The sequence below is a fragment of the Paenibacillus sp. Soil724D2 genome (assembly GCF_001427935.1).
Taxonomy (GTDB): Bacteria; Bacillota; Bacilli; order Paenibacillales; family NBRC-103111; genus Paenibacillus_E.
This window is the reverse complement of sequence record NZ_LMRY01000012.1, coordinates 64,588-80,711: the sequence shown is the minus strand read 5'-3', so window position 1 is coordinate 80,711 and position 16,124 is coordinate 64,588. Positions and strand designations below refer to the sequence as shown.

Genomic DNA, 16,124 nt, shown 5'->3' with positions numbered 1-16,124 from the left:
GGTACGTTATTTTATTTGTTCGGTATAACTGTGAGCCCTCTCATATAAGGTCTCACAGCTGGTGGCAGATAGATTGAGCCATCTGCTTGCTGATGATTTTCAAGTAAAGGAATAAGAATTCTTGGCGAGGCGACAGCCGTATTGTTAAGGGTATAGCAATAACGAAGCTCACCGCTCTTATCCCTATAACGTAAGCCACTGCGGCGAGCTTGAAAGTCCAGAAGGCTTGACGACGAGTGCGTTTCTCCATAGCTATTCCGGCTAGGCATCCACGTCTCAATGTCATACTGCTTGTAGTTTTTGGCGCCCATATCTCCCGTACATACAGCAACAACACGATAAGGAAGCTCAAGTAATTCTAAAATATCTTCGGCATTCCGTGTGATTTGATCTAACATTTGATCAGCAATGGCGGGATCATTCTCACAAAGAATCACTTGCTCGACTTTGGCAAATTGATGAACACGATATAATCCGCGTACATCTCTACCTGCCGAACCCGCTTCTTTACGGAAACAATTCGATACAGCTGCCAGTTGTATCGGCCCCTTTGATAAATCTATTATCTCATCTGCATAATACGAAACCAACGGACCTTCCGATGTGCCTACTAACCATTTATTCTCATCCTGTAATTCGTAGGTCTGGTCCTTCCCAGCCGGGAAAAAGCCCGCATTCTGCAGCGTCTCTTCCCGCACCATCAAAGGGACATCCATCACCGTGAACCCTCGATCTGATAGCAGATCAAGAGCAAGCTGTTGAACAGCTCTGTGTAAATAAAGCCCCATCCCTTTGAGGTAGTAATTCCGGCTTCCAGCCACTTTCACTCCGCGGGGGAAATCGAATAAATCTAACTCCTCACCGATTTGCATATGATCACGAGGCACAAATTCAAACGAGGTCGGCTGACCTACTACTTTCCGTACAACATTATCTTGATCGGTAGCCCCGATTGGAGTTTCAGGTGAAACCAGATTCGGTACGGTAAGCATTAACTCCTTGAAACGCTCCTCCAGTTTCGCAAGCCCCTCTTCGTATTCCGTTAATGTTCGGTTCCAGCCCCGGACCTGATCTTTCAGACCCTCAGCTTCTCCCTTTTTCTGCTTAGCCATAAACTGAGCAATCTGAGCAGATGCACGATTGCGTTCTGTTCGCAACTGATCCACTTGTTGATGTAGAAGCCTTTTCTTCTCATCTACCTCAAGCAGCTCATCAAGGGGACATTCCACCCCTTTATTTTGTGCCGCTTCCTTCACTTGATCCTGATGCATCCGAATCCATTTGATATCCAACATACCACTCACCGCTTCCTTTTCTATTATGGGAAAAAGACAAAGAACGCCCCTGTCCGATTGGGACGAGGAGCGTTCTGCTCGCGGTGCCACCCAACTTGATGATAACATTAACATGTCATCATCCGCTTGGTTCCGCGATAACGGGCGGTGCCGGTTTATTTAGAGTAAAGCGAAGTATCCTGCGCCTTACCGATCATGAACGTCTCCGAGTTGGAAGCTCTTCACAGACCTAATGTCGCTTTGTATGTTGTTCGATATTATAAACGAAGATATGATACAGGTCAATAAGCGTTTGTTCCAATGTAGACCTACTGGGATAAACGACTTGCTAATTCATAAAGTTCTGTATTAAAAGGACGCTTTGTATTGACAACTAAATCAATATCAGTAGCTACTAATTCCCCTTTGATCACACCGCATGCTTTGGAAGATTCGCCTTCCATGAGTTTACGTACAGCGAAATCACCGAGACGGCTTGCCAAGATTCGGTCATTGTGCGTAGGAGCTCCGCCGCGTTGAATATGGCCAAGAACAGTTACGCGAGGCTCAATACCAACAGACTCATTAATTTGTTTAGCAATCCCATCACCGGTTCCCGCTCCTTCAGCAACGAGAATGATACTATGACGTTTGCCATGGGAGAAGTTATCCTTCATACGGTTAGCTACTTCATTAATGTCGACCTCAACCTCAGGAACGATAATCGTTTCCGCACCGCTTGCTAGTCCAGCATAGAGTGCGATCTCACCGCAATGACGCCCCATGACTTCTACGACGGATGAACGCTCATGCGATGTCATGGTATCACGAAGCTTATTGATCGCATCCACAACAATGCTTACTGCTGTATCAAAACCGATCGTAAAGTCAGTGAATGGGATGTCGTTGTCAATTGTACCAGGCAGACCCATCGTTTTGATGCCCAATTTGCTTAGCTTATTGGCACCTTGATAAGATCCATCTCCACCAATAACGACCAATCCATCGATACCGCGTTTACGTAAGTTTTCAGCTGCAATTTGTTGGCCTTCTAGCGTTAAAAACTCTTTGCAGCGAGCCGTTTGTAGAATAGTCCCCCCACGTTGAATGATATCCCCAACGCTGCGCAAATCCATTTGGCGAATATCATCGTTAATTAAACCATGGTAGCCACGTTGTACCGCATAGACCTCGAGACCATGGAATAATGCGCTTCTTACAACCGCACGGACGGCTGCGTTCATTCCTTGAGAGTCTCCGCCGCTTGTGAGAACGGCAATTGATTTTACTGCTGACATTTCAATTCCTCCTAATATAGGGATCTTTGGGCGTAGCTCAAAGTCTCCCTGCTTTAATTCTTCTGAATGTCATTCATGATGACGTACGGATGTACATGCTATTTAGCCAGAAAAATAACCGGGTTAATGGACTATTTTTCATAAGACGCTTCGATATTTTCTTCACTTGCTGTTGGCCGTTGACCTTTGGATCCGACAAATAGAGCGCAAGCAAACCTTCGATTATCATACGATGAAATCGCGGATGTTCCAAGAACAAAATTTTGCTGCGAGCCTCTTGCACGATAAAGGCAATTCTCTCAACGGTTGCTTCCATAGATTCATAATAACTGCAAAAGTTCAGGTCTCCACCCAAGATATCTTCTTCCTGGTCGATTAAATAATCAAGTAGAATATGCAGCCCGCACACATAGGGGAAATAAGCCTCCCGTATCGAATCGACCTGCTTTTCACTCAAATGAGGATCACAAGCCGCAAGGAAAAGCATAAACATGCCTAACGTTGAACCTGTTGCTGCTGCAAATTCATTCCAAGAAATTTGGCTATACCTATGATGATGTTGATCCCACCACTGATGAAGCTCAGGCTCCCGCATATCCTTCCGAATATGCTTGTACACTTGTAAGTCGCAGTATAAGGCCACGAAATCTCGCACCTGATCGGCTACTTGAGTATATGACGGAAGCAGACTAATACAAGACTGACACTTTTGGACGAGATCTGTTAAATAGTTTCCGTCCTCTTTCTCTTGCCTGTATGCATAATAATCGTTCAAAGGCTTAGAAGGATCAACAGCATCCAACATCGATTGGTGTAATTGACGGAAATCCTGGGGATCCAAGGATGTACTGCGATCACATAGATTGTCTAAATAATCGCTAATCGTTTGAAACGCAACAATGAGCGGAATAAGTACGTGACGCATCGACAAATTAGCAGCCGCATAAACAGCGCCACCTTGACAATGAAATTGTTTCGTTGCGATGCTGGCTAATGCTTGGGTACGCAGCTCGCTATCTGGGATATTCTCCGCCTTTGATTTCCATATGGAAAGCTGATCGCTTACGTCCGGTAAAATATATCGGTACACCCTGACCATTAATCTTATTGGGCCTTGTGGAACCTTTGTGCTACTTTTGTCCAATTGCTTCAAGCAGACTTCCTCCACAACTTTGTTCATAGCAATACTGCAACAATAACTGCATTTCATATCGTTGAATATGCCGTAACCATTGATCAACAATAGGATTTTGAACCAGGGATACTTGTAACTCTACGATATCGATGAATACACAAGGGATCCATTCCGGAGAAGTAATAAGCACTTCAAGCTTCTGACGAAGGGCTTCATTGTCCAAATCCGCTAAGTCTTTTACTGTCAAATATTCACTCACACGTTGTAGTAAGTTAGAGAAAATAGGATGATGACCGACATCGTTGAACCAATACTTCGCATTGCTGTAGTCCCCCTCCATCCGATGCATCAGCGCATGCCAGTAGCTGCCTGTTGCATTCGTGATTTCCTGGGCAATATCATGGGATTTATCTAAACTCTCATTCAGTAAAAAAAGGCCCGCTTTAATCGCCAATCCATAAGACTCTTGCCCCGGACTGCCTTGGGTCATCATAGCTGGGACAAGCGCTTCAATGCGTGCATCCATACTTCCATCCCATTCTTCTATCGGATATAAAGCAGGTAGATGCTCCAAGAGCGGCTTTGCAATAGCTTCCAGCCAGTTATCCCCATCCTTATTGCTATGCATGCAGTCATTCTCCCTTCATTGACAACCATTATTGGTGGGTTTTCGATTCCAATTCCTGATTCGCCCGGAACCAAAGATGAAGATCATTTATGATAGAAGCTAAGTCAGCAATTTCGGAATTCAAACGGCATGATGTGGGAAAATCGTCTTCCTTGTCCAGCTGATTTTGTTTGTAAATAATCGTCGTCTCTAGCTTCATAATACGGTCAGGTATTGCACCGCGAATTTGTTCCCAATGTAATAAAATATCAACACGCACACTGGGCGGATAAGAATCCCACTCCGCTTCTAACACGGGAGTCTCAATTCCGAGTCTGGCATCATAATGAAAATAGCAGCTCATTCTTCTGTTAAACCTCCTTGCAGTAAAAACTGGCTGCGACTTGTTCAAGAAACATTCTACCTTTAAATGTATCACTTCAAACCTTGGGTTTCCAGTTAAAATTGTATGTCAACCTGATTTCATTTTCTGGTATACTTAAATAACGTTTTTAAAAGGGGATTTTTAGTAAGAGATACTCTTACGAAGCCAGTTTTGCTAAAGCAAAACTCTAAGGAGTGCGATTTGGATGACCGCTAAGACAATAAAAGAAAACATCTCATGGAAACAGCTCATCTCCTTTTTCCTCCCCCTAGGCCTTTCAGCAACATTAGTTACCCTCTCGCATGTTATTATTAACAGCACCTTGGCCAGGGCCGATAATCCGGAAGTGGTCATTGCCAGCTATGCGCTGCCTTTAAGCTTACTTGGCCTTACCGAAAGACCCGTTGTTTTACTGCGACAAGCTTGCTCAGCACTTGTAAGAGACCGCATCTCATTTCGAGCCATGGCAGCGGTTAGTTCCTATGTATTTGCTTGTATCGTTCTAATTGGTCTCATTTTATGTTATACGCCTGTTGGAGAATGGGTATTTCTTTATTTTTTTGGAGTTGAACGTGAATTATTAGACACTACACTTCGTGTTTATCGCATCTTGATGTTCGTTAGCATTTTCTCAGGACTGCGGTGCTTATTTCACGGTATAATTATTTTTAATATGCGGACCAAATGGTTGACCATTGGTATGTGCGTTCGAATCGTCGCTATGTATTTGTTATCGTTATATTTTATTACGACAGATAATGTTTCTAGTGGCCGTGTTGGCGCCATTATTTTCTTAGTGGGAATGATTATTGAGGCTATGGTTGCTATATGGGAAGGAACTAACTTACTTCGAACCGTTATTCCAGAGAAGGCACCTGATCATCCGATTGAAACCAAACAACAAATTTTCAGCTTCTATAAGCCCCTTCTGTATTCTTCGATCATTGCCGTCATCATTGGACCTGCCATAAATGCCATACTAGGTAAAACAACGCATATACATTTAGCGATTTCCTCTTATGCGATTGCCGGCTCCTTGACTCAATTGGTTTTGAGTTTCTTTTCTTACATTCATCAAATTGTTTTGAATTTCTATCGCAAAGATGCTAGAACTGTCGTCCGTTTCGTCATCCTTCTTAGCTTTATTCCAGGAGCACTTATCGCTATTCTTGCCTATACAGCTCTCGGACCTTGGTTTATGACTCATGTCATGGGTGTTAATTCCGAACTGATGCATGCAAGCTTACTTGCCATGCGTATATTTATGATCATGACGCTTGTATTTCCGTGGCTGGATTACATGAACGGTATTATTATGCTGAGAGGCCAAACGAAAATCATGGTTTTCTCTCAAACGGCGAATGCTATCGTTACCGTGTTAACCTTATTCATCGCCATTTCTAATGTACCCGGCTGGAATGGCTTGATCGGTGCTCTCGCGCAATCGGTCGGCATGCTGGCTGAGCTTCTTGTTGTGTTCTTAATACTCAAACGAACATCCGAAAATGGACAAACGAATTTTTCTACAGAAAATTTGTAAAGAAATCGAGTGATAACTACAGATGAAAACGTCTATACCTACAAAGCCGCAAGACCACCTACTCAAATTGTTCACGTTTTCCTTTTTTATGACGATGGGGATTGTCGTTACTTTTTTCCCGCTTTACTTTGATTACAAAGGATATTCCAAGCTTCAAATCGGTTTGCTGTATGCCATTGGACCACTGATTGGGATAGCGACCAACTTGCTGTGGGGATTCCTTAGTGATCGCTTCCAAACGGTTAAGAAAATCATGATCATTCTGATTATTGGGCAGCTGTTCACGGCCATCTTGGTATTTACTGCGGGCTGGTTCTCCCTGCTGTACATATGCTTAGCGATGTTTTTCTTCTTTCAGCAGCCCGTAAATTCATTGAATGACAGCCAGTTAATGCTAAGTATTCGAGATAGCGGTAAGAGCTACGCCTCCTTCCGAGTCTGGGGATCCATTGGTTTTGCTGTATCTGCCGGAGGTTTTGGGTTAATTCTTAGACACTACGGTACTGGACTCACGCCAATATTATGCCTATTTACCATTAGTAGCACGTTAGTCATTGTCTTTTTATTAAAAGATGCGCGTCAAGGTGGCAAGAAGATGGCATTCGGGGGCATGCTCAATATCATTCGTTCCAAGAAGTTCATCTGGTTCTTAGTGTTAGTTATTATTATGTCCGTTTCACATCGTTTCAACGATGGATTCCTAGCCTTGTACATGCGACAGCTTGGGGCATCTGACTCTTTGATTGGCTATGCTTGGATGACCTCGGCTCTTAGTGAAATTCCGGTGTTTTTCTTTCTAAGCAAGCATGGACATAGGTTCAAAGAATTACCCCTGCTTGCCTTTGCTGGAATCGTATATGCCTTGCGTTTCTTCATTATGGGTTCCATTCAAGATCCTACATGGGTCATAGGAGTTCAATTGTTGCACAGTTTAACATTTGGTATCTTCTTATTCACGGCTAATCGCTATATTAGTCAAATTATTCCGGATGAGTATCGCTCCTCTGGGCAAGCCATTTTCGCTGTTGCATGGTCTAGTATTGCGGGACTAATTAGCGGCACGTTAGGCGGTTGGATTTTTGATCTAGCTGGTGGAAGCACAGTCTATGTTATTGCAGCTTGCTTATCGATCGTCGCGGCTATTGGATTTCTGGGCACTCATATTTTTCAAAACGATGAAAGTGAAAGTATGCCTAGTGGTCGATAAGTTCTAAATTGAAAGGGTTGATCACGTGTTAGCCATTGAACGGTTGTCTCACAGCTTCCGCATAGGCCAAGAAGAAACTCCCGTTCTTCATGAGCTGAATTTCCGCGTAGAGCAAGGAGAAATGGTTGCTCTGCTCGGTAGTTCAGGCTCTGGGAAATCAACACTGCTAAACTTGATGGCTGGCCTAATGAAGCCCACCCGTGGCAGTATTTTAATCGCTGGACAGGCCATTGAGAAAATGAGCGAAAACCGCTTGGCGGAATTTCGGCGGACTCATATCGGATTTATCTTCCAATCTTATGAATTAATACCACATTTAACCGTTCGTGAGAATGTGGAATTACCACTCGTATTCCAAAGTGTCGCAAGTCAAGAACGTAAACAAAGAGCGATGGCTCTCTTACAGCAGGTCGGTATCGGGGATAAGTCAGATATGTTTCCGTCACAGCTATCTGGAGGACAACAACAACGTGTCAGTATCGCTCGCTCCTTGATAACGAAGCCCGCTATCGTATTTGCCGACGAACCTACAGGCAATCTGGATACGAAGACGGAGAAAGAGATCATCGATCTCCTCATCGACTTGAACCAGAATGGCATTACGTTCGTTATTGTTACCCATGAGCATGAAGTTGCTCGCAGAACGCAGCGCATTTTGCAGCTTCGAGATGGTTATTTACTGGAAGGAAATGAGCAGGAAGGTGAAACCCGATGAAACTTAAGGATTACCTTCGCCTTGGCTGGGATCAACTGCAGCGACGAAAAGTTGTGACAGCGCTTTGTACCGTCGGAATTGCCATTGGCTCGGCTTCCATCATGGTTGCTCTTGGCTTTGGTGAATCAATTCAACACTACAGTCAGAAGCAAATGAGCTTCTATCTCAAAACCGATGAAATCACAATCGTTGACCAAAATAGCGATCCTAACAGTCCTTCTAAAGTTACGTCAAGTAAGCTCGATCTCATTCGTACCTTTCCTCATGTTAAATCGGTTGCTAGTTTTCAAGATTTAGGGCAATTCAGCTTCACTGTCGATGACGGCAAACAAAGCTACCTTAATCTCAAGGCAACGGAGTTGAGTACTTTAGAGGACTTTGACTCCAAGTTCCAACAAGGAGGGGCTAGTGATCAGGTTAATAATATCGTCCTCAATTACGGGGCTACACTTGGTGTCTTGGATGTAAAGACGCAGGAAGTACGTAATAAACTTATGCAGCAAAATCCTAGCAAGGAACAGTCCGAAACCTATCGTCAAATGGGTGCTATTCCTTACCCTCTATATCAAAAGCAAATTTCATTGAAATCGAATAATAACCAAGAGCAGTCAGGTAACCAATCAGGGACTACAACTCAACCAAATGAGGTGACAGTTCGCGTCATTGGCGTGCTGAAGAAGCCCGATGGATTGCCAGAATCCATGCTGCAAGGGAACAAATCCGCCTATGTCTCCCCTGAAACAGGACTCAAAATTCTACAAGCCCAAAATAAGTCCTCAACGAATAGACATGTTCAATATTCAGAAGTTAGAGTCAAAGTTGATAGCAGTATGAATGTGAAACAAGTTGATGAAATGATTAAAAAACTTCAACTCACAACACAGACTAATTTGTATCAAGAAGATCGCATGAAAGGCGAATTTGCCATTGTTAGATTGCTGCTCACTGGTGTTGGCCTTTTTGTTCTCTTCGTAGCTTCCATATCCATCGTAGTCGCGATGACAATGTCCACTCATCAGCGCAGGCGACAGATTGGAATCATGAAAGTACTTGGCGCGAATTTGAAACAAATCCGCAATATGTTTATCGTGGAATCTTCGCTTCTAGGCATGCTAGGCGGCTTTGTAGGCATTTTGCTCTCTTATTGGGTCATTTGGGGAATTAATTTGATCATTATCCGATTTGGTTCCAATAGAGGGGATCCCGTGGAAATTTTATTTATAAGCTTATGGATTCTTCCAGTCGGCATGTTTTTTGCAATTATGACGGGCGTTCTTTCGGGTCTATACCCTGCAGTTAAAGCTTCTCGAACCGATGCGCTAACCGCAATTAAACGAGAATAGGAGATTGTTTAGCATGAGGAAAAAGAAAACATGGATGCTAATTCTAACGGCAGTCATTGTCTGCGGCATTAGCAGCATTCTATACATATCAAGCCATCCTAATCAAATGAATCCAAAGAATGCCGACGCAGGTGCTGCGTTCAATGCCCTACAATTCAAAGTTACAAAAGAAGATCTGGTTAATAGCATTGAAGTGAAAGGAAAGTCTTCTTATGAGAAGGAGACTCGCGTCTACGCACCCTTCACCGGCGAAATAAAAGCCTGGCACATAACTGACGGGGCTCAAGTAAAAAAGGGGCAGCAGTTGTTTGAGCTTGATGCTACTCCGCTAAGAAGTGAAATTGCAGCCCTCCAATCAAACTTGAAGAAACAAAAGTTGGAAGCCGACTTAGCCAATTTCAAAGCTGCTGGGCCTGCGGGGGATACTGTCGCTGCAGGTGCTGTTAGTGAAGATGATGCCCGCCAGCGCTTCGCCGCGTCAGAAGGACGAAAAATTCAAGAACAGTTGAATGCGGTCAATGATCAATCCATTCAATTGCAATTGGCTAAAAAACAAGAGAAAGTAGAACAAGCTTCCTTCGTTGCGCCTGAGAATGGCATCTTCTTATTCGAAGACTCCTCCAAAATTCCTAAGTCTGTCGAAGAAAGCGTGCGTATTGGTAAAATCGTAGATTTGACGAAATTACAGTTGGTGTGCACGGTTGGTGAATTTGATGTATTTCGAATTAAGCCAGATATGCTTGTACAAGTAAAAGTAGATGCACTTAAACAGAAAAAGCTTCAAGGTAAGGTTGAAAAAGTATCCAAGTTTGCCAAATCTGGCACGGAGCAAGGCACGAGTTCAGCTCAATTCGAAGTTACCATCTCATTAGAACCAAATGAGCAGCTAATCGCCGGACTCAGCCTCTCAGGCACGATAGAAACAGATAAAAAGCCACAAACTATTGTCGTACCTACATTAGCCGTGCTGCACGAGAAAGAAGTCTACTACGTGATGCTGCAAACGGCTCAAGGCGTAGAACGCCGTGAAATTGAGATTGGGTTGGAAACCCCTGAGAAAACCGAAGTGCTAAAAGGTCTGAATGAAGGCGATACGGTTGTGCTGCAATAACAACTGCTTTATAATAACGATAAAGTCTTAGTACCAAGTAATAAAATATGCACAATTCAAGCAGCAAAGGCAGGTAGTTGTTTTTTATGAATTATGAAGATTTTAAGTCGATTGTACTCGAGCGCCGCAGTGTTCGAAACTTTACAGAACAAGAAGTTGCCACGGAAGATATTCGTGAAATTATCGACTGTGCCAGATATGCACCCAGCGATACGAATTCCCAAACTTGGAAGTTTATTGCGTTAAGAAATACAGAGAAAATCAAACATATCGAACAATTGACCTGGGACCAACTGCATCTGCGTGCGTCGGCTGCCGAGGAAAAAGGTCTTTCGCGAGAAGCACGCTTGCTGGTGAAGTCATTCGGTCCCTATGCCACAGCGTTCTCCGATGCTCCCGTTCTTATCATTTGCTTAGCAACGCCTTATGAATCGAAGTTCCGTGATCGTATTTTTGATCCGATTCAACTCGTCGAAGACACCGTATGGGCCGAAGAAGGCATTAAGAGCTCCTGTTTAGCCTCTCAGAACCTGATGCTCGCCGCGCACGCTAGAGGCTTGGCAACATGCCCGATGACGGGCCCCGTGCTGCTAGCCCAAGATCAAATCCGAACTTATCTGGACATCCCGGAAGAATGTCAGATTAATATGGTCATCGCCCTCGGTTATCCGAAGGATCGTCCAGGCAAACTGGCACGCAAAGAAGTCGATGATATTCTTCAAATTATTGACTAATAGGATTGAATAAGGAGCTGCCGCATTCTGCGGACAGCTCCTTATGTTTTGGCGCGTTTGTTTTCATATTGGGCTTGTGGTTGTGTTTGATTTTACCCGGCCAGAAGGACGCCTCTCCAAGCAGCATCGTAATCGAAGGTACGAGGAATGGCCTAACAATAAATGTGTCTAGGATAACGCCGATTGCACAGATAACACCGAATTGGACAAGCACTTGAATGGGCAGTGAGGGTAGAACTGCGAACGTTCCAACGAGAATTAAGCCCGCAGAGGTGATGACACTGCTCGTTTGGCTGACGCCTAGGCGTATCGCATCCTTCAGCTTTAAGCGATTTCGCTCTTGCCATATGCTAGATACTATGAAGATATTGTAATCCTCTCCTAAGGCAACGAGGAAAACAAATGCATAGAGCGGAATTAATCCCTGAATGGCCGACGTGTCCATGAAGTAATGCAGAATCAGCTATAAAATGTTCCCGCGTGAAAGTGAAGCAGCTATACAAATCATCGACATCTTATGGCATGGTTTATTCCCTCAGTGATAATTTAAAGCCTATACAATTCCCCCCCATAGGACTTGTATAGGCTTTTACTTTTATGTTCTCATCATCAAATTCCATGGCTAATTTCTTGGAAAAATTTAATTTTTTAAACATTATAACGTTATATTTACTTCGATAATTTTCTATGCTATTGTAACATTATAACGTTATATTCTTCACAAACTAATCACACTTCTCTCCTATGTATGTGAGGAGATATCTAGGCAATCTTAAATGTAAGCGTTAATAATTTGATTGCAGAAAAAGGTGACAAGCATGCAAGAGAGATTCGTATTGCACAATGTAAAGCACGTGAATGGAGAATGTCTCGATATTGTAATTGAAGACGGGAAAATCGCTGACTTAACCAGATCTGGGAGCGGACATGGGAACCAGATCATTGATTATTCTGGTGTTTATGTCTCGAGTGGCTGGATTGATCTGCACACCCATGCTTTTCCTGACTTTGATCCCTACGGCGATGAAATCGATGAGATCGGAATCAAGCAAGGTGTAACCACCATTGTAGACGCTGGAAGTTGCGGTGCTGACCGAATTGCAGACTTAGCTTCAAGTAGGGAACGAGCCCAAACGAACTTGTTTGCCTTTTTGAACATTTCACGTATTGGTTTGAAAAGAGTCGATGAATTATCCAACATGGCATGGATCGATAAGGACAAGGCTGTGCAAGCCGTAAATCAATATAAAGATATCATTGTTGGATTAAAGGCAAGAATAAGCAAAAGTGTTGTTCGTGACTGCGGCATTGAACCTTTGCTCGCTGCGCGTGCAATTTCTCATGAAACCTCTCTCCCTTTGATGGTTCATATCGGTTCAGGACCGCCGAGTATCGAAGATATCCTTTCACTTTTAGAGAAAAAAGATATCATTACCCATTATCTGAATGGGAAAGCTAATAATCTTTTTGATGAGGATGGAAAGCCGTTACACGCGTTTATGGAAGCTATTGAAAGAGGTGTGCATCTGGATGTTGGTCACGGCACGGCAAGCTTTTCCTTTAAAGTTGCGGAAGCAGCGAAACAACATCATATCGGTTTAGATACCATCAGTACAGACATCTACCGCGGGAACCGATTGAACGGTCCGGTATATAGTATGTCCCATGTACTCTCGAAATTTCTTTACTTAGGGTACTCCCTTGAAGAGGTCATCGCAGCGGTCACCACACATGCAGCAAATTGGCTAAATAAGCCAGAACTTGGTCGAATTCAAATTGGTGACATTGCCAATCTAACCCTGTTTACAGTTCAAAATGAACCGACTGAACTTGTTGATTCTGAAGGCGACAAGCGTATAACAGAACAAATCATACAAGCCAAAGGAGTGGTTGTGAATGGCTCTCTCATTAAATGCTAAATATGGTCTAAAGCGTGTCATCAATGCAAGTGGACGAATGAGCATTCTAGGTGTATCTGCTCCGACTGATACGGTCATGGAAGCCATGAAGCATGGCGGGCAAAATTACGTTGAGATCGCAGATCTCGTTGATAAAACAGGCGACTATATCGCTAATATCCTAGGTTCCGAAGCTGCGGTTGTCGTCAATTCCGCCTCAAGCGGCATCGCACTCTCTATCGCAGCTGTTGTGACTGAAGGGAATCGTCGCAAGAGTGAACGTCTGCATCAAGAGCCTATTCCCAAAAGCGAAATCATCATGCTCAAAGGTCACAATGTCCAATACGGAGCACCCGTTGAAACAATGATCTACTTGGGAGGCGGAAAGCTAGTAGAAGTTGGCTACGCCAATGAGGGTAAAGCTGAGCATATCGAAGATGCGATTACTGAAACTACAGCTGCCATACTTTACGTGAAATCCCATCATGCCGTCCAAAAAAATATGATTTCTGTTGAAGAAGCATGGGAGATTGCAAAGCGAAATGGTGTTCCGCTTATCGTAGATGCAGCCGCAGAAGAAGATATTCAAAAGTACGTAAAATACTCAGATCTTGCCATCTACAGTGGTTCAAAAGCCATTGAAGGTCCAACTTCAGGGATTATTGGCGGGAAGCGTTGCTTTATCGAGTGGGTAAAAGTACAACTGTATGGAATTGGGCGAAGTATGAAAGTAGGCAAAGAAACTACCTTCGGCTTACTTCAAGCGCTTGATGAGTACGGCGTCAAAGAGGATAAAAGCGAACAGGAAAAAGCAGCTTTGCAAGTATTAATGCCTCTCAGTGAAATAAAAGGTTTAAAAGTGACCATTGTACAGGATGAAGCCGGTCGTGCGATTTTCCGCGCACGCATTCAAATTGATCCTGAGCAAGCAGGCACTACGGCCAAGGAAGTAGTCGCAGGCCTGCAGAATGGTGAGATTGCTATCTACACACGCGATTATGGCGTGAGACAGGGCTATTTCGATATCGATCCACGTCCGCTTCAAGGCGATGACATTGAGGTTATCGCTGCTCAAATACGTAAACTACTAGGAGGCCACTAACATGTCCAACATTACAAAACGTTTCTACAAAGGCCGCGCGGCATTGAATGTATTGGCTAATAGTGTAGAAAATGCTAAAGAGATATTTGAAGCAGCGGAGGGTTACGTCCTTGTTGGCGTTCTTTCCAAAGACTATCCTACGGTTGAATTAGCTGTAGAAGCGATGAAAGAGTACGGAAAAGCCATTGACGAAGCCGTATCGATCGGACTTGGCGCTGGCGATAATCGTCAAGCTGCAGTTGTCGCAGCCATTGCGAAGCACTATCCCGGCAGCCACATTAACCAAGTATTCCCTGCCGTAGGTGCAACACGCGCCAATCTGGGCGACCAAGATAGCTGGATTAACAGTTTGGTGTCCCCTACTGGACGCGTTGGCTATGTCAATATCTCAACAGGTCCAATAAGCGCTGCGCAATCCGAGCTTGCAATTGTACCTATCAAAACAGCTATTGCGCTTGTCCGCGACATGGGCGGCAATGCCTTGAAATATTTCCCGATGAACGGCTTAAGCTGCGAAGACGAATTGCGCGCTGTTGCGCAAGCATGTGGAGATGAAGGTTTCGCATTAGAACCAACAGGCGGCATCGACATGGATAATTTCGAAACGATCCTGCGTATCGCACTGGAAGCTAAGGTTCCGCAAGTCATCCCACACGTGTATTCATCGATCATCGACAATGCTACTGGAAAGACGAGAGCCTCAGATGTCCGTAAATTACTGGGGATCATGAAGAAACTGGTTGATCATCATGGTGGCTAAACGAATTGCTGCTTTTGGAGAGGTCATGATGCGCTTGCAGGTGCCGGGGTATGAACTCTTATCCCAAGCTAGCAGTTTGAATTATTCTTTCTCCGGTACTGGCGTGAATGTAAGCTCAGCGCTAGCTCGCTTAGGGCATACCGGGCACCTGATATCCAGATTGCCAGCTAATGCCGTAGGAGATGCTGCAGAATCGTATTTGCGAAAATTAGGTATCTCTCAATCGTTCATTGTTCGAGGCGGTAACTACTTGGGCATGTATTTTTTAGAAAATGGATTCGGTGCGCGGCCCAGCCGCGTAACGTACTCCAACCGTCAGGAAAGCAGCTTTAACACGGCACCTGAAAGTACTTATCATTTCGCTGAAATCGCTAAAAATATCGATATTGTCCATTTCTGCGGCATTACCTTAGCCATGAATGATAATGTGCGGCGGCACATGAAAGATTTGGCGAGAGCGGTCAAAGCGAATGGCGGCACGGTTGTTTTCGATTGCAACTATCGTCCTGCACATTGGGGTGAAGGCGGCTATGCAAAGGCAAAACCGCATTATGAGGAAATGCTGCAGCTGGCTGACATTGTCATGATGAATGAAAAAGACGCGATGTTTACCCTCGGTATGCCTACCGATCAGATCGAAAGTCAAGAACAATTGATGGAGCTGATTCCAGCCGTCGCGGAGCAATATCAGATCTCTGTCATAGCAGGCACACACCGTAACATTAACGGTGACAACACACATTCCTTGCGCGGATTTATCTATAAGGACTCTAGCTTCACCTTTTCTAAACTGCTCACGTTTTCTATCTATGATAGAATTGGTGCAGGAGATGCCTTCACGAGCGGTATCGTACACGGAGAAATCCAAGGATTTTCACCGGAGAAAACAGTAGGGTTTGCAGCGGCCGCCGGCATGCTTGCACATACGATTGTAGGCGATACTCCGATGTCATCAGAAGGTGATATTCTTCGTGCGATGACGGAAGCCGTAGGCGATGTAGAAAGGTAGTGATTG

Annotated in this window: 15 protein-coding genes and 1 pseudogene; 10 read left to right on the top strand and 6 right to left on the bottom strand. The window is 44.2% G+C overall.

The features are described 5' to 3' along the window. Window positions 1-11: 11 nt before the first annotated feature. The 5 genes from serS to ASG85_RS13465 all read right to left on the bottom strand — a co-directional run bounded on the left by serS (window position 12) and on the right by ASG85_RS13465 (window position 4,678). Window positions 12-1,295 carry a serine--tRNA ligase gene (serS, locus tag ASG85_RS13485; protein WP_060646488.1) on the bottom strand — a complete coding sequence of 428 codons (1,284 nt, stop codon included), beginning with the start codon at window positions 1,293-1,295 and terminating at the stop codon, window positions 12-14. A 308-nt stretch (window positions 1,296-1,603) separates the two neighbouring features. Next, window positions 1,604-2,572 (bottom strand): 6-phosphofructokinase, encoded by a 969-nt coding sequence (pfkA, locus tag ASG85_RS13480; RefSeq protein ID WP_060646487.1) that lies wholly within the window; start codon window positions 2,570-2,572, stop codon window positions 1,604-1,606. Between the two features lie 73 nt (window positions 2,573-2,645). Next, window positions 2,646-3,671, bottom strand: a complete 1,026-nt coding sequence (locus ASG85_RS13475) for a tetraprenyl-beta-curcumene synthase family protein (protein WP_082588090.1) — start codon at window positions 3,669-3,671, stop codon at window positions 2,646-2,648. A gap of 31 nt (window positions 3,672-3,702) precedes the next feature. Next, complete coding sequence (locus ASG85_RS13470; protein WP_057306985.1) at window positions 3,703-4,335, bottom strand: hypothetical protein; 633 nt, start codon at window positions 4,333-4,335, stop codon at window positions 3,703-3,705. 28 nt (window positions 4,336-4,363) lie between these two features. Beyond that, complete coding sequence (locus ASG85_RS13465; protein ID WP_060646485.1) at window positions 4,364-4,678, bottom strand: hypothetical protein; 315 nt, start codon at window positions 4,676-4,678, stop codon at window positions 4,364-4,366. A gap of 226 nt (window positions 4,679-4,904) precedes the next feature. On the opposite strand from ASG85_RS13465, the gene ASG85_RS13460 reads away from it, so the two are divergent. The 6 genes from ASG85_RS13460 to ASG85_RS13435 all read left to right on the top strand — a co-directional run bounded on the left by ASG85_RS13460 (window position 4,905) and on the right by ASG85_RS13435 (window position 11,349). Next, window positions 4,905-6,239, top strand: a complete 1,335-nt coding sequence (locus tag ASG85_RS13460; protein ID WP_060646484.1) for a hypothetical protein — start codon at window positions 4,905-4,907, stop codon at window positions 6,237-6,239. Window positions 6,240-6,261: 22 nt separating this feature from the next. Beyond that, the gene (locus ASG85_RS13455; RefSeq protein ID WP_060646483.1) at window positions 6,262-7,446 is read left to right on the top strand and encodes an MFS transporter; all 1,185 of its coding nucleotides are present in this window, start codon (window positions 6,262-6,264) and stop codon (window positions 7,444-7,446) included. A 25-nt stretch (window positions 7,447-7,471) separates the two neighbouring features. After that, complete coding sequence (locus ASG85_RS13450) at window positions 7,472-8,161, top strand: ABC transporter ATP-binding protein (protein ID WP_060646482.1); 690 nt, start codon at window positions 7,472-7,474, stop codon at window positions 8,159-8,161. Further along, window positions 8,158-9,504, top strand: coding sequence for an ABC transporter permease (locus ASG85_RS13445; protein ID WP_060646481.1), 1,347 nt, complete (start codon window positions 8,158-8,160; stop codon window positions 9,502-9,504). The genes ASG85_RS13450 and ASG85_RS13445 overlap by 4 nt, the downstream gene beginning before the upstream one ends. 13 nt (window positions 9,505-9,517) lie before the next feature. After that, window positions 9,518-10,615 (top strand): efflux RND transporter periplasmic adaptor subunit, encoded by a 1,098-nt coding sequence (locus ASG85_RS13440; RefSeq protein ID WP_060646480.1) that lies wholly within the window; start codon window positions 9,518-9,520, stop codon window positions 10,613-10,615. An 86-nt stretch (window positions 10,616-10,701) separates the two neighbouring features. Next, entirely contained in the window at window positions 10,702-11,349 is a 648-nt protein-coding gene (locus ASG85_RS13435) for a nitroreductase family protein (RefSeq protein WP_060646479.1), read from the top strand. On the opposite strand, the pseudogene ASG85_RS13430 reads toward ASG85_RS13435, so the two are convergent. Beyond that, window positions 11,339-11,812, bottom strand: a pseudogene (locus tag ASG85_RS13430) (MMPL family transporter); the annotation flags it as partial. The gene ASG85_RS13435 and the pseudogene ASG85_RS13430 overlap by 11 nt on opposite strands. 355 nt (window positions 11,813-12,167) lie before the next feature. Here ASG85_RS13430 and ASG85_RS13425 point away from each other — a divergent pair. The 4 genes from ASG85_RS13425 to ASG85_RS13410 are packed head-to-tail and all read left to right on the top strand — an operon-like array spanning window position 12,168 to window position 16,118. Continuing rightward, complete coding sequence (locus ASG85_RS13425; RefSeq protein WP_060646477.1) at window positions 12,168-13,268, top strand: amidohydrolase/deacetylase family metallohydrolase; 1,101 nt, start codon at window positions 12,168-12,170, stop codon at window positions 13,266-13,268. Further along, window positions 13,246-14,349 carry a DgaE family pyridoxal phosphate-dependent ammonia lyase gene (locus ASG85_RS13420; protein ID WP_060646476.1) on the top strand — a complete coding sequence of 368 codons (1,104 nt, stop codon included), beginning with the start codon at window positions 13,246-13,248 and terminating at the stop codon, window positions 14,347-14,349. The genes ASG85_RS13425 and ASG85_RS13420 overlap by 23 nt, the downstream gene beginning before the upstream one ends. Window position 14,350: 1 nt before the next feature. Then, the gene (gene dagF, locus ASG85_RS13415; protein WP_060646475.1) at window positions 14,351-15,109 is read left to right on the top strand and encodes a 2-dehydro-3-deoxy-phosphogluconate aldolase; all 759 of its coding nucleotides are present in this window, start codon (window positions 14,351-14,353) and stop codon (window positions 15,107-15,109) included. Further along, entirely contained in the window at window positions 15,102-16,118 is a 1,017-nt protein-coding gene (locus ASG85_RS13410) for a sugar kinase (RefSeq protein ID WP_060646660.1), read from the top strand. Before dagF ends, ASG85_RS13410 begins: the two co-directional genes overlap by 8 nt. Window positions 16,119-16,124: the final 6 nt, after the last annotated feature.